Genomic DNA, 13,288 nt, shown 5'->3' with positions numbered 1-13,288 from the left:
CCGCCGGCGCAGCGAGCCGTTCCGGGCCTCGGAGGTGACTCTTGTCCGGCGAGAATCCCCACACCGAGCCGACCCCGGTCCTGATCCCGCAGACGCAGCTCGACCAGTTGCTCGCGGAGGTGCAGACCCGCCTCAGCGCGGTCATGCTGACACGGGACCGGGTGCACTCCCTGCTCAACGCCGTCGTCATGATCGGCACGGGACTCGATCTGGAGACGCTCCTGCGCCGCATCGTCGAGGCCGCGATGGACCTGGTCGACGCCCGCTACGGCGCTCTGGGCGTCGTCGGCCACGACGGCGAACTGGAGCGGTTCATCCCGGTGGGCCTGGGCGAGGAGCAGATCGCCGCGATCGACCACTGGCCCGAGGGCCGCGGCGTCCTGGGACTGCTGATCAAGGAGCCGCGCCCGCTGCGGCTGCGCGAGCTGGCCGAGCACCCCGAGTCCCGCGGATTCCCGCGGGGGCACCCGCCCATGCGGGGGTTCCTCGGCGTCCCGGTCCGGGTGCGCGACGAGGTCTTCGGCAACCTCTACCTGACCGAGAAGGCCGACGGCGCCGACTTCGACGAGGACGACGAGGCCATCGTGGTGGCATTGGCGACCGCGGCGGGTGTGGCCATCGAGAACGCCCGCCTCTACGAGGAGACCCGCCGCCGGGAGCTGTGGCTGGGCGCCTCCGACGAGATCACCACACGGCTGCTGCGCGGCGCCGACACCGACGAGGTGCTGCACCTGATCGCGGAGCGGGCGCGCCGCATGTCCGGCGCCGAGCTGGTGGCCATCGCCGCACCCGAGCAGCAAGGCCGGCAACTGGCCGTGCGGGTGGCCGACGGCGCCGACGCAGAACGGATCCGGGGACGCTCCACCCCGACGCACGGCACGCTGACCGGGCGGGCGTTCCGCAGTGAGGCGCCCGTGATCACCGATCTCGGCCGGTCCGGCGACGAGTCGGCGCCCCTGCTGGACGGGCTGGGCCTGGGGCCGGCTCTGCTGGTTCCCCTGGGCACGGGCGAGACGGCCAGGGGCGTGCTCGTGCTGGGACGCATAGCGGGCTCGGGGCCGTTCACCCCGACGACCGTACGGATGCTGCACACCTTCGTCGGTCACGCGGCACTGGCGTTGGAGCTGGCCGACGCACGCAGCGACGCCGAGCGGCTCAGCGTCCTGGAGGACCGCGACCGCATCGCCAAGGACCTGCACGACGTCATCATCCAGCGGATGTTCGCGATCGCGATGTCGCTGATGGGTTGCGTCAACCGGATCGACGATTCGGGGTCGGCGCAGCGCGTCCAGCAGGCGGTGGACGACCTGGACGACACCATCCGCCAGACCCGCTCGACCATCTTCGCCCTCCAGCAGGTCGGCGACGACCGCCGCTGGCTGCGCAACCAGATCCTGGACGCGGTCAGCGCCGCCACCGAGCCGCTGGGGTTCACCGCGAACCTGCGGCTGGAGGGCCCCATCGACAGCCGGGTTCCCGACGACGTGGGCGAGCACGTGCTCGCGGTGATCGGCGAGGCGCTTTCCAACATCGCTCGCCACGCCGAGGCTTCGCGTGCGGAGATCCGCGTCGTCGTCGACGACGACGGCGGCATCTCCGTCGAGGTGGAGGACGACGGCGTGGGCATTGCCGAGGAGGAGGGCCGCCGCAGCGGACTGGCCAACCTCGCCGATCGCGCCGCTCTCTGCGGGGGCGCGTTCGAGACGGGCCGGCGGCCCGGCGGAGGCTCCCGGCTGTCCTGGCGGGCGCCCGTCGACGAGGACGGCCTCGGCTGAGGGGACGCGCCGCGGCCGCTCGGTCGTCGGCGCCCCGGCATGGGCCGGCCGCTTGGACCAGGACGTGGGGAGCGGTGCGGCACCGACCGGCTCACCGATCCCGCCAGCGGCCCGGCGACACCTCCGCCGCCAACCGTCCGGCGGCAGGGCCCGGAGCTCGCCCCGTGGACGCCCGCGGCGGGACCTCCGCCCCGGGACCAGGGCACCGACGCCCCTTGGCCGTCACCCGCCCGGCGCGTGACGATGCGCGAAGCGGGGCACGATGACCTGCGCCGAGAGCGAACGGAAGGGCAGAGCGATGAAGGAACCGCACCAGGGCGACGGGGGCGACCTCGGGCGCCGTGTCGCGCAGCGCCGCGCCGAACTGGGACTCTCGCACGACCAGGTGGCCGAGTCCGCCTCCATGGACCCCGGTTACGTGGCCTACCTGGAAGAGCACCCCGGAAGCCTCAGCCGGCAGTCGCTCTACCGCCTGGCGCAGGCCCTGCGCACCTCCCCGGCGCAGCTGCTGGGCGCCGACACCGAGACCCCGCCCGGCCACGCGGCGACCGCGGAGCCCGACCCCGGGATCCGGCCGCTCAGCACCGAGGAGTGCCTGAAGCTGATCGCACCCGGCGGGGTGGGGCGCGCCGCCTTCACCGAAGCCGCCGGCACCTCCCCCGCGGTGCTGCCGGTCAACTACACCCTCAGCGAAGGCGCGGTCGTCTTCCGCACCGCTGCCGACGGAGTCATCGCCCGCCACACCCCCGGACCGATGAGCTTCCAGGTCGACCGGATCGACGGCGGCACCAGCGAGGGCTGGAGCGTGCTCGCGACCGGCCGCGCCGCCATCGTCAACGACGCCCGACTGGCGGCCCTGCGCGAGCACCACACCGTGCGGCCCTGGGCCGGCGGTGAACGCGACGTCTGGATCCGCATCGACGCCGAGCGGATCACCGGGCGCCGCGTCGGCGGGCGCCGCGCACTCGGGGAGGACCGGACGTAGCGGGACGCGGCGGCTCCCCCGCCCCGTGATGCGTCCGGCGGGACCGCGTCGCGGCTCTGAGGAGGCCTTGGCTCCGAACCGCTGGTGATGCGGAGCGCCGTCCGAGCAGCCGCGCGTACCGGAGGTCGCGGTCGGCGGGACGGAGGTCCTCCACGTGCGGGCAGGAAGCCCGCGCGGCCGCGGGCAGGCCGCCTCTGCCGCCGGCACGGGCGCCGGAGGAGGGTGGGCGGTAAGGAGCGCGAAGCCCCGCAGACCCGAACGGCGTCAGCGGACCGGGGAGTACCGAGGGACGGCGCTGCCGGCGGCGTCCCTCCGCCCTACAGCACGCGGCGCGCGCTCCGCGGTCCCGCGGACCGGACGGCCGGGGCCGGAGCGGAACCGGCGCGCGAAGGGCCGGAAGCGGAGCCGGGACCGGCGTCCGCCCGTCGGCGCCCGGGCGAGAGAAGGCGACGTGGAGCACGCGGGTGAGGCGGTGATCGCGGCCGAGGAGTTCGCGGCGGCGGCGTTCGACCTGGACGGGGTCGTCACCGACACCGCCTCCGTCCACGCCGCCGCATGGAAGAGGACCTTCGACGACTTCCTGCGCTCGCGCTCCAGAACCGCCGGCGGGCCGTTCGTACCCTTCGAGCTGCGCGGCGACTACCTCGCTCATGTCGACGGCCGCCCGCGGCTGGAGGGCGTGCGCTCCTTCCTCGCCTCGCGCGGAATCGAGCTGCCCGAGGAGCGTCCCGGCGCCGACGCGCGGGCGATGACCGTTGCGGCGCTGGGGGACCGCAAGGAGCGCTACTTCCTGGACTACGTGCGCACGTACGGCGTGACCGCCTACCCGTCGACGCTGGCGCTGCTCGCGGCGCTGCGCCGCGCGGGAATCGCGACGGCGATCGTCTCGGCGAGCCGCAACTGCGCGGCGATCGTCGAGACCGCCGGTGCCGCCGGCCTCTTCGACGTGCGGGTCGACGGCGGCGACGCCGAGCGGCTGGGGCTTCCCGGCAAACCCGATCCCGCGCTGCTGACCGAGGCGGCCCGTCGTATGGGGGCGCCTCACGCCCGCACAGCCGTGGTCGAGGACTCCCTGGCCGGGGTCGATGCGGGCGCGCGCGGCGGCTTCGGCCTGGTGGTCGGGGTGGACCGGTCCGGGCAGGCCGCGGAGCTCCTCGCGCACGGCGCCGGCGTGGTGGTCTCCGACCCGGCGGAGCTGGCGGTGGCGGGGGTGCGGCGGTGACCGCTGCCCCGCCCGCTCTCGGCACAGGCGGCGAGCGCACCGCCGCCGTCCGTCCCCCGAACCGGCGATGAGAGTATTGCCGTCCCACCCGGCAGTCGGCCCGCACGGCCGCGCCCGCCCCACCCATCCCCGTACGGCGAGGAAGACATGGCCATCACACGCGCCGAAGTGATCGTCACGAGCCCGGACCGGAACTTCGTGACCCTGAAGCTGACCACCGCTGACGGGGTCACCGGCCTCGGGGACGCGACCCTCAACGGGCGCGAGTCCGCGGTGGTCGCCTATCTCCGCGACCACGTCGTGCCGCTGCTGATCGACCGAGACGAGAGCCGCATCGAGGACACCTGGCAGTTCCTGTACCGCGGCGCGTACTGGCGCAGGGGGCCGGTCACGATGGCGGCGATCGCCGCCGTCGACACCGCTCTGTGGGATATCAAGGGCAAGGTCGCGGGGCTGCCCGTGTACCAGCTTCTCGGCGGCGCCTCGCGCGAGGGCCTGCTCGCCTACGGCCACGCGTCGGGCCGGGATCTGGAGGAGCTGTTCGACAGCGTCCGCGACCACCGGGAGCAGGGCTATCGCGCCATCCGCGTGCAAACGGGCGTGCCGGGCCTGAAGTCGATCTACGGCATCGCCTCAAACGAGACGCGCCGAGCCGACAAGAGCGTGCGCTACGATCACGAGCCGGCCCAGCGGGGCTCCCTCCCCGCAGAGGAGGACTGGGACACACGGAGCTACCTGCGGCACGTACCCGGAGTTTTCGAGGCCGTGCGCAGCGAGTTCGGCCCCGAGACGCCGCTGCTGCACGACGCGCACCACCGGCTCGCGCCGATCGAGGCGGCCCGGCTCGGCCGGTCGCTGGAGCCCTACGACCTGTTCTGGCTGGAGGACGTCACCCCCGCCGAGAACCAGGAGTCGCTGCGCCTCGTGCGCCGGCACACCACGACCCCGCTCGCGGTCGGAGAGATCTTCAACTCGGTGTGGGACTACCAGCAGATCATCCGCGAGCAGCTGATCGACTACGTCCGCTCCGCCGTCACCCATACCGGCGGCATCAGCCACCTGAAGAAGGTGCTCGACTACGCGGCCCAGTACCAGATCAAGTCGGGCATGCACGGCCCCACCGACGTCTCGCCGGTCGGCATGGCGGCGGCGATGCACCTCGGCCTGTCGATCCACAACTTCGGCATCCAGGAGTACATGAAGCACGGCGCCCGGACCGACCAGGTGTTCCAGCAGTCGTTCAGCTGGCGCGACGGCTACCTGCACCCGGGCGACAAGCCGGGCCTGGGCGTCGATCTCGACGCCGACGAGGCGGGCAGGTACCCCTACGCGCAGGCGTACCTGCCCTACAACCGGCTCGCCGACGGCACGATCCACGACTGGTGAGGCTCCGCCGGCGGTGGCGGCCGCCGCTGCCGGTCCCGCGCTCCGCGGGCACGGCGCGTCCCCGAAACGCGTGCAGCATCCGCTTTCGTCGTCCGGGCGTGGTTCCATAGGGGTATGGCCGCCGATGTGGACGACTTCCTGCGCCTGGTCGGCGCGCTGCCCTCGGTCCAGCAGGGCGAGGCGCGCGACTGGACCTCGTTCAAGGTGCACGGCAAGGGGTTCGGCTTCCTCTGGGAACGCACGCGCACAGTCGGTCTGAAGCAGACGGTCGCCGAGCAGCAGGCCCTGGTGGCCGAGCGCCCCGCGGTCTTCGAGGAGCAGTTCACCGCCGGCGGCTACGGATGGGTCGTCGTCCAGCTGGACGCGATAGCCCTCGACGAGCTGGCCGAGCTGGTCACGGAGGCGTGGCTGCTCACCGCCCCGCAGGACCTCCTGGACGAGCACGAGGCCGCGCTCCTCGTTCCCGGGGGCCTGCTCAACCGGAGCTGAGCCCGGCGCCTGCGGCGCCGGGCGCCGGTTCACAGGCCGCTCAGAAGCGGTATCTGGTCGGGGTCGCCGAGCGCCGACCCCACCGCGACCACGTCGGCTCCGGCGTCCAGGAACGTACGCGCGTTGCGGCCGTCGACGCCTCCGGTCGCCACCACCCGCAGGTCCGGGAAGGGGCCGTGCAGCGCCCTGATCCAGTCCGGGCCCAGGACCGACGCCGGGAACGCCTTCACCCAGCGCCCTCCCGCGCGCATGACGCCCTGCACCTCGGTCGGCGATGCCACGCCCGGCAGGTGCGGCATACCTGCCTCCTGCGAGGCGGCCATGACCTCCGGGTCGAACCCGGGCGCCACCGTGAAGGCGGCTCCGCACGCACCGACCTCGCGGACCTGGCGGAGGCCGACGACCGTGCCCGCGCCCACCGGGACTCCGCGCTCCGCGCCCGCCCGCACGGTCGCGCGCAGCGCCTCCATCCCCCGCGGATCGCGGGCGGGCACCTCCACGACGCCGATTCCCAGATCCCACGCCCGGGCGGCCAGCGCGACCGTGTCCGCCGGCGGCAGTCCCCGCAGGATGGCCATCACCCGCCCGCCGCCGAAGAGCCCTGCGAACCCGCCGCCGCTCACGCCTTCCCTCGTTGCGTCCGCCACGGTTCCTCCTCTCGTTCACCCGCCGGCGCCGGCTGGGCCGGTGCCCGATCGCCCCGGCGCTCGTGCGGCTCAACCAGCACGGCCTCGCCCTGGCCGTCCCGCGGCGGTGCGGCCAGATCACCCACCACCCGCAGGACGCGCCCGGCGCACAGGTGCCCCAGGCGCAGGCGGCCCGCCGTGTCCAGTCCGCGCAGGCCGCCCGCCAGGTACCCGGCGGCGAAGGCGTCTCCCGCACCGACGGGCTCGACCACCTCCACCGCCGGTGAGGGGACGTGGACCGCCCGCTCCCCGCTGAACTCGGTCGCGCCGCGCTCGGCGTCCTTGACGACCAGCCGCGGAACCTCCGGAAGGAGTGCGCGCACCTGGGGAGCGGTGGCGGTGCCCCACAGCTCCTCGGCCTCGTCCCGGCCGACCAGGACCACGTCGGCGAGCCGCGCCAACTCCAGCAGGCGCCCGGCCGCCCTCCCCGGGGGCCACAGGCGGGCGCGGTGGTTCACGTCGAAGCTCACCGGCGGTGCGGGACCGGTGAGCAGCCGCTCGGCCAGGGCGCCGCACGCCGGCGACAGCGCCGGCGTGATCCCGGACAGATGCACCAGCCCCGCGCCGCGCACCGCGGGCGTGTCGGCGGTGTCGGGCCCCAGGGCCGAGGCCGCCGACCCGGACCGGTAGTAGTGGACGGTGCTGCCCGAGGGGCGGGGGTCCTTGGCGAGCAGCCCGGTGGGGCGGTCGGGGTCGACCCGCACACCGGAAACGTCCACACCGCGCTCGGCCAGGGTCCGGGTGACGACCCGGCCGAAGGGGTCGTCACCCACCGCGCTCACCCAGGCCGCGGAGTGCCCGAGCCCGGCCAGGGTGCAAGCGACGTTCGACTCGGCCCCGGCGGCGGTCACCGACACGTGCGGCGCCTCCTCCAGCGGGAGCGGGCCGCTCGGGACCAGCAGCGCCATGGTCTCGCCGACGCACGCGACCGGGCCCCTCACGCGGCCCCGCCGAAGGCCGCGGAGGGCCGGGGGCGCACGGGAGGGCCGGGCGCCCCGGCGGCCGCGGCGCCCAGCCGGCCGCCGGGGAGACCGCTCCCCGCCCGACCCGGTGCGGACCACCGCAGCCGTTCCCCCAGCTCGAACCGCTGCTGAATCCGCGGTCCCGCCGACGTATCCAACGATCCTCCTACCATTCAGCGAACGATCCGTCGCGGTGGCTCCAAACCGGAGGCCGCCAGCGGTGGCCCGCGCGGTCGGCCGTGCGCACCGCGTCCTCGTCCACCTCGATGCCCAGGCCGGCGGCGTCCGTGCGGTGCATGGCCCCGTCGGCGAAGCCGAAGGGCCCGGTGTCCAGCACGTAGTCCAGCAGCTCGGCGCCGCGGTTGTAGTGGATCCCGATGCTCTGCTCCTGGATGAGGAAGTTGGGAGTGGCGAAGGCGACCTGCAGGCTCGCCGCCAGCGCGACCGGGCCGAGGGGGCAGTGCGGAGCGACCAGGGCGTCGTAGGTTTCGGCCAGCGCGGCGATCCTGCGGACCTCGGACACCCCTCCGGCGTGCGAGAGGTCGGGCTGGGCCACGGCGATCCCGGCCTGCAGCGCGGGCAGGAAGTCGCCGCGCGAGTACAGGCGCTCGCCGGTGGCGACGGGCACCGGGCTGCAGCGGACCACGGCCTCGAGAAGGTGCCCGAACTCGGGCAGCACCGGCTCCTCGGCGAACATGGGCCGCAGGGGCTCCAGCAGCGGGAGGACGCGGCGGGCGGCAGCGGCGGTGAACCGGCCGTGAAAGTCCACCGCAACGTCGCGGTCGTCCCCCAGGACTTCCCGGACCTGGGACAGACGCTCCACGACGCCGTCGATCTCGCGGACGGTGGGCGAGCGGCTCACCACCCCGGCCGCGTTCATCTTCACCGCTGTGAGCCCCGACTCGACCCGGGCCGCCACTGCGTCGCGCAACCGGGCGGGGTCGTCGCCCCCGACCCAGCCGTAGACGCGCACGCGGTCGCGCACCGGCCCGCCCAGGAGCCGGTGCACCGGCACGCCCAGCCGCTTGCCGGCAAGGTCCCACAGGGCCTGGTCGAGCCCGGCCACCGCGCTGGAGAGCACCGGCCCGCCCCGGTAGAAGGCGGCCTTGGTCATCCGCTGCCAGTGGTGTTCGATCGGCGCGGGGTCCTCGCCCATCAGCAGGTCGGACAGCTCGCCGACAGCGGCCCGCACCGTCTCGGCGCGGCCTTCCACCACCGGCTCGCCCCACCCGGCGAGCCCTTCGTCGGTCTCCACGCGGCACAGCAGCCACCGCGGGGCGACGAGGAAGGTCTCGATACGGGTGATCTTCATGCGGGTCTCTCCGGTCCGTCGTCGTGCGCGCCCTCGTCTGTGGCGCGGAACAGGTCCTCCTCCGCCTGGTCCAGCAGCGCGCGCATCGTGCTCTCGGCAGCGGCGGGGTCGCCGGCCGCGACGGCTTCGGTGACGCGGGTGTGGCTGGGGACCGGGTCCCTGGGGTCCGCGGCGTGCACCAGGCGGTCCCGCTCGACCAGACCGGCGGCGAGGAAGATGTCGGTGCGGGTGTAGAGCTCGTTACCGGTGGCGGCCAGCAGCGCGCGATGCCAGCGCAGGTCCGCGGCGGCGGCCTCCTCCGGTGGCGACCCGCGGGTGTCGGCCATGGCCCGCACCGCCGCGCGCAGCTCCTCGACGTCGCGCCCGGTGCGCCGGGCGGCCGCCAGCCGGGCCGCGGTCGGCTCCAGGGCGCCGCGCAGCTCGGCCAGGTTCCGGAAGAACGTGTCGCCCGCCCCGGCGGCGATCTGCCACTTGACGACGTCGGGGTCGAGCAGGTTCCAGTCGGCCCGGGGCCGCACGAAGGTGCCCTTGCGCTGGCGCGACCCCACCAGTCCTTTGGCTGCCAGCACCCTGATCGCCTCCCGGATGGCGGTCAGGCTCAGGTCGAGCTCGCCGCTGAGCACGGCCAGGTCGATCGTCTCCCCTTCGGCGAGCCGCCCGGAGAGCACCCGCTCCCCCAGGAGTTGCACGGTCTGGCCGTGGACCCCGCGTTCGGAGTAGGCGGCCATCAGGCGTGCACCGAGGAGGCCGGCGCCACCGGGCCGCGCGGCTCGGCCGAGTCCTCCCGGCACGCGCGCAGCCCCGGGAACACACCGGTGAGGTCGGCCGGCGGCCGGCGCCCCCAGGAGGCCGACAGGCCCGACGAGGGCGCGCAAGCGGGTGCGGTCTCCACCGTGGTGCACCTCCCCGAGCGAACAGCCGACCGCCTCACCTGGACGGATAGCGGTTCTGACTGGCACAGAGCATGCCACCGAGGGCGCATGGCGTCAACGAAAAATACTAATTAATCATTTTTAGGATCGCCCGCGTCGAAGGGGAACCAGTGTGCCAGCGTCACCGAGCGATACGCCGCAGGGCGTTCGAGACCGCCCGTGGCGCCGGGGACGCGGCGACACCTGCGTTGTATCGGCTCAGCGCCCGGTGCGCGGCGATGTCGCTCGGCTGCACCGCGCGCCGCGCCCGGTCGCGGGCCTCCGAGTGGCCGCCTGCCGGTCCGGGCGGGCCCGGTCAGCGGCGGGTGGCCAGGACCACGCCTGCCAGGCAGAAGGCGCCGCCGAGGAGGGCGAGAACGGCCGGAACCTCGCCCAGGAGCGTCCACGACAGTGCCACCGTGACCGGCGGCACCAGGTAGGTCGCGGCGATGGTGCGGCCCGCGGTCCAGTACGACAGGACGTAGCCCCAGGTCAGGAAACCGACCGCGGTCGGAAACACACCCAGGTAGAGCACCGCCGCCAGTGAGGCCGCCGGCGCCGCGGCCAGTTCGCTGAGGAGCGCGGGAAGGAACGGCAGCAGGGCCGCGGTCCCGGCCAGTGCTCCGAGCCACGTCATCGTCACCGCCTCCACGCGCGCCAGGAGGCGCTTCTGCAGCAGTACGGCGAAGGCGTACAGGACCGCGGACAGGACTGCCAGCGCGACGCCGACGCCGTCCACCCGGCCGGTGAAACCCGTGACGGCGATCAGTGCGACACCGGCGAACGCGACGGCGACACCGATGCCGAGCCGACTCGTGAGCCGCTCACCCAGGACGGCGACGGCGGTCACCGCGACCAGGATGGGCGCGGTCGCCACCAGCAGGGCCGCCGTCCCGGCGTCCACCAGGCGCTCGGCGGCGTTGAGGGCCACGTTGTAGCCGCCGAACCAGACCACGCCCCAGAGCGCGATGAGCCCCAGCAGGCGGCCCCGGGGCAGGGCGCGGAAGGAGGCGGGCTCCGCGGCCGACTCGGCGGTCGCTCGCTCCGCGGTCCGGTACCGGGCGGACGCGGCGGCGACCGCCGCGAACACGCTCAGCGTGAGGGCCGCGGCCACCATGCGGCCGAGCGCCATGGCGCCGGGCGAGAAGTCGTGTCCGGCGGAGCGGATACCGACGAACGCCGACGCCCACAGCAGAACGGTGATCCCCGCGGCGCAGACGATCGTCCAGGAGGGAGGGCGCCCGGCGCGCCGATCCGGCGCCTGCGCGGAGGAGGGGGCGGCGGGCGGCGCGGTGGCGCTCTCAGCCGGCCTGTGAGTGGGGATCTCGGGAGTGTGCTGCTGTGTCATACAGCGATTCTCACCTGCCGCACGATTCAGTACCAGCGATTATTTCTTCATGACACTTCAGTTCTGCTGTATATTCGCTCCATGCTTGACGTCCACCGGCTCCAGATCTTCCGCTCCGTCGTCGCCTCCGGATCGGTCCAGACGGCCTCCACCAACCTGGGCTACACGCCCTCGGCCGTCAGCCAGCACGTCACCGCACTGCAGCGGGAGACGGGCCTCACCCTGTTCACGCGGGCCGGCCGCGGGCTGCGGCCGACGGCCGCCGGGCACGCCCTGGCCGCCGAAGCCGACCGGGTGCTCGCCCGGCTCGGCGAGGCCGAGTCGCTGGTGGCGGCCCTGCGCTCGGGCCGAACCGGCTCGCTGTCCATCGCCTACTTCGCGTCGGTGGGCGCCGCGTGGATGCCGCACGTGGTCCGGCGGCTGAACACCGACCTCCCGGGCGTGCAGCTGGCCCTCGAACTCCGCGAGCACATCCCCGACTCCAACGAGGAGCGCGCCGACGTGCAGGTGGTCGTGGCGCGGTCCGGTTTCGTCCCCGGGACGGGCTTCACCGCCCACCACCTGCTCGACGACCCCTACGTCGCGGTGCTGCCCCGGGAGCACCCCCTCGCGGGCAGGGACGAGGTCGACTTGGCCGAGCTGGCCGATGAACGCTGGATCGACAACGACTTCGCCCGTGGCTGGTGCCGCGCCAACCTCGTCGAAGCCTGCACGGCCGCGGGCTTCACCCCGGCCTTCCACGTCGAGGCCCACGACTACCCGACCGCTCTCGCCTTCGTCGAGGCCGGGATCGGCGTCACGGTGCTCCCCTCGCTCGGCGCTGCGCACCTCCCCGACGGCGCCGCCTGCGTCCGCGTCGTCCGCCCGACCCCGCTCCGGTCCATCCACGCGGTGGTGCACGATGCCGTCGAGCACACCCCGGCGGCGCGCACGGCACTCACGGTGCTCCGCGAAGTCGCGGAAGCGGCGCGGCAGGGCGGCACCAGAAGCGGCACGGACCCCGGCGGCGTCCGGCGGCCCGCGGCTGGCGCGGGCTCCGCCCCGGCCCCGCCTGCGCGATCGGCTTCCCCGCGGCTCCCGGAAACGGCGCACAGTGCGGCGGACTGACGCACGCGCCGCGTGCGGCCGCGCGGCGCCGACCCACCTGGACTGCGGGCGACCGCCGGGCACACCGGGCGCGCCGCCGACCCGGCCGACCCCGCTCACGCCCCGCGCCGCGTCGTAGGCCTACCGAAGGTCGACCATCTCGCCCGCGCGCTGCTCGGCCCAGTCGGTGAGGGCCGGGATCGGAGCGCGTAGCGACCGGCCCAGCCGGGTCGGCTCGTCGTCGACCCGCGGCGGCGCGTCGGCGTGCAGGGGCGGGGCAGGGCGGCAGGTATCGGGCGGATCGCCCTCTCAGTGGCGGTCCGCCGTCCGCGGTGCGATCCTCAGTTGTCGGACCTGATGAGGTCGGCGGCGCGTTCGCCCACGGTCAGCACCGTGACCATCGGATTGGGCGAGGGCATCGTCGGAAACACCGACGCATCCGCCACCCGCAACCCCGACAGCCCCCGCACCCGCAGGCACGGATCCACCACCGCCCCCGGATCGTCCTCGGCCCCCATCCGGCACGTACCCGCCGGGTGATAGACCGTGTGCGCCGCCCGCCGGCCGTACTCCGACAACTCCGCATCCCCCGTCAGCGCCGGACCCGGCGCCACCTCCCGCGCGATCCAGGACCGGAACGGCTCGGTGGCGGCGATCTCGCGGGCGATGCGCAGCCCGTCCACGATCGTGCGGGCGTCGTAGTCCCCGGGGTCGGTGAAATAGCGGAAGTCCAGCGCGGGCTTGACCGCCGGATCCGCATCCACCAGCCACAGCTTGCCGCGCGAGCGCGCGCGGGGCACGTTGGGCGTCATGCAGATCGCGTTGCGCGGACCCGGCGAGTCATAGCCCAACCGCGCGGTGTTGTCGTCGAAGGGCACCTGGTAGACGTGGAACATCAGGTCCGGGCGCTCGTCGGCCGCGTCGCGGCGCACGAACAGGCCCCCGTCGGAGTGCATGACCGTCGTCTCGGGCACCTCGCGGGCGGTCTCCCACATGATTACCGACTCGGGGTGGTCGAGCAGGTTCTCGCCGACCCCGGGCAGCGCGTGGGCGGCCTCGATACCGACCGCGCGCAGGTCCTCGGGCGGGCCCACCCCCGACAGCAGCAGCAGGCGGGGGGTGTCGA

13 protein-coding genes are annotated in these 13,288 nt (G+C 74.4%); 6 read left to right on the top strand and 7 right to left on the bottom strand.

Features of this window, described 5'->3' with window-relative positions:
- Positions 1-41: 41 nt before the first annotated feature.
- The 5 genes from RM446_RS22590 to RM446_RS22570 all read left to right on the top strand — a co-directional run bounded on the left by RM446_RS22590 (position 42) and on the right by RM446_RS22570 (position 5,857).
- Positions 42-1,775: a sensor histidine kinase gene (locus tag RM446_RS22590; RefSeq protein ID WP_311547429.1), complete on the top strand. Its 1,734-nt coding sequence runs from the start codon at positions 42-44 to the stop codon at positions 1,773-1,775.
- A gap of 298 nt (positions 1,776-2,073) precedes the next feature.
- Positions 2,074-2,760, top strand: a complete 687-nt coding sequence (locus RM446_RS22585) for a helix-turn-helix domain-containing protein (protein ID WP_311547428.1) — start codon at positions 2,074-2,076, stop codon at positions 2,758-2,760.
- A 451-nt stretch (positions 2,761-3,211) separates the two neighbouring features.
- On the top strand, positions 3,212-3,982 hold the full coding sequence (locus tag RM446_RS22580) for an HAD family hydrolase (RefSeq protein ID WP_311547427.1): 771 nt from the start codon (positions 3,212-3,214) through the stop codon (positions 3,980-3,982).
- Positions 3,983-4,129: 147 nt separating this feature from the next.
- The gene (gene manD / locus RM446_RS22575; protein ID WP_311547426.1) at positions 4,130-5,368 is read left to right on the top strand and encodes a D-mannonate dehydratase ManD; all 1,239 of its coding nucleotides are present in this window, start codon (positions 4,130-4,132) and stop codon (positions 5,366-5,368) included.
- A gap of 114 nt (positions 5,369-5,482) precedes the next feature.
- Entirely contained in the window at positions 5,483-5,857 is a 375-nt protein-coding gene (locus RM446_RS22570; RefSeq protein WP_311547425.1) for an MmcQ/YjbR family DNA-binding protein, read from the top strand.
- Positions 5,858-5,886: 29 nt separating this feature from the next.
- On the opposite strand, the gene RM446_RS22565 is transcribed toward RM446_RS22570, so the two are convergent.
- The 6 genes from RM446_RS22565 to RM446_RS22540 all read right to left on the bottom strand — a co-directional run bounded on the left by RM446_RS22565 (position 5,887) and on the right by RM446_RS22540 (position 11,076).
- The gene (locus tag RM446_RS22565) at positions 5,887-6,435 is read right to left on the bottom strand and encodes a bifunctional 4-hydroxy-2-oxoglutarate aldolase/2-dehydro-3-deoxy-phosphogluconate aldolase (protein ID WP_311547467.1); all 549 of its coding nucleotides are present in this window, start codon (positions 6,433-6,435) and stop codon (positions 5,887-5,889) included.
- A 41-nt stretch (positions 6,436-6,476) separates the two neighbouring features.
- Positions 6,477-7,451, bottom strand: a complete 975-nt coding sequence (locus tag RM446_RS22560; RefSeq protein WP_398695739.1) for a sugar kinase — start codon at positions 7,449-7,451, stop codon at positions 6,477-6,479.
- 220 nt (positions 7,452-7,671) lie between these two features.
- The gene (gene dgoD / locus RM446_RS22555) at positions 7,672-8,817 is read right to left on the bottom strand and encodes a galactonate dehydratase (protein ID WP_311547423.1); all 1,146 of its coding nucleotides are present in this window, start codon (positions 8,815-8,817) and stop codon (positions 7,672-7,674) included.
- A complete protein-coding gene (locus RM446_RS22550) occupies positions 8,814-9,545 on the bottom strand; it encodes a FadR/GntR family transcriptional regulator (protein WP_311547422.1) in 732 nt (243 codons plus the stop codon). The genes dgoD and RM446_RS22550 overlap by 4 nt, the downstream gene beginning before the upstream one ends.
- The gene (locus RM446_RS22545; RefSeq protein WP_311547421.1) at positions 9,545-9,709 is read right to left on the bottom strand and encodes a hypothetical protein; all 165 of its coding nucleotides are present in this window, start codon (positions 9,707-9,709) and stop codon (positions 9,545-9,547) included. Before RM446_RS22545 ends, RM446_RS22550 begins: the two co-directional genes overlap by 1 nt.
- 335 nt (positions 9,710-10,044) lie before the next feature.
- Complete coding sequence (locus RM446_RS22540) at positions 10,045-11,076, bottom strand: DMT family transporter (RefSeq protein WP_311547420.1); 1,032 nt, start codon at positions 11,074-11,076, stop codon at positions 10,045-10,047.
- 81 nt (positions 11,077-11,157) lie between these two features.
- Here RM446_RS22540 and RM446_RS22535 point away from each other — a divergent pair, with 81 nt between their 5' ends.
- A complete protein-coding gene (locus RM446_RS22535; protein WP_311547419.1) occupies positions 11,158-12,183 on the top strand; it encodes a LysR family transcriptional regulator in 1,026 nt (341 codons plus the stop codon).
- 320 nt (positions 12,184-12,503) lie between these two features.
- Here RM446_RS22535 and RM446_RS22530 read toward each other — a convergent pair.
- Positions 12,504-13,288, bottom strand: a 785-nt coding sequence (locus RM446_RS22530) for a GMC family oxidoreductase (RefSeq protein WP_311547418.1), incomplete at its 5' end; no start/stop codon positions are given.

It is taken from the genome of Streptomonospora wellingtoniae (assembly GCF_031845375.1).
GTDB classification, from domain to species: Bacteria; Actinomycetota; Actinomycetes; order Streptosporangiales; family Streptosporangiaceae; genus Streptomonospora; species Streptomonospora wellingtoniae.
The sequence above is the reverse complement of the archived record's forward strand: the minus strand, read 5'-3'. Positions and strand labels throughout refer to the sequence as shown.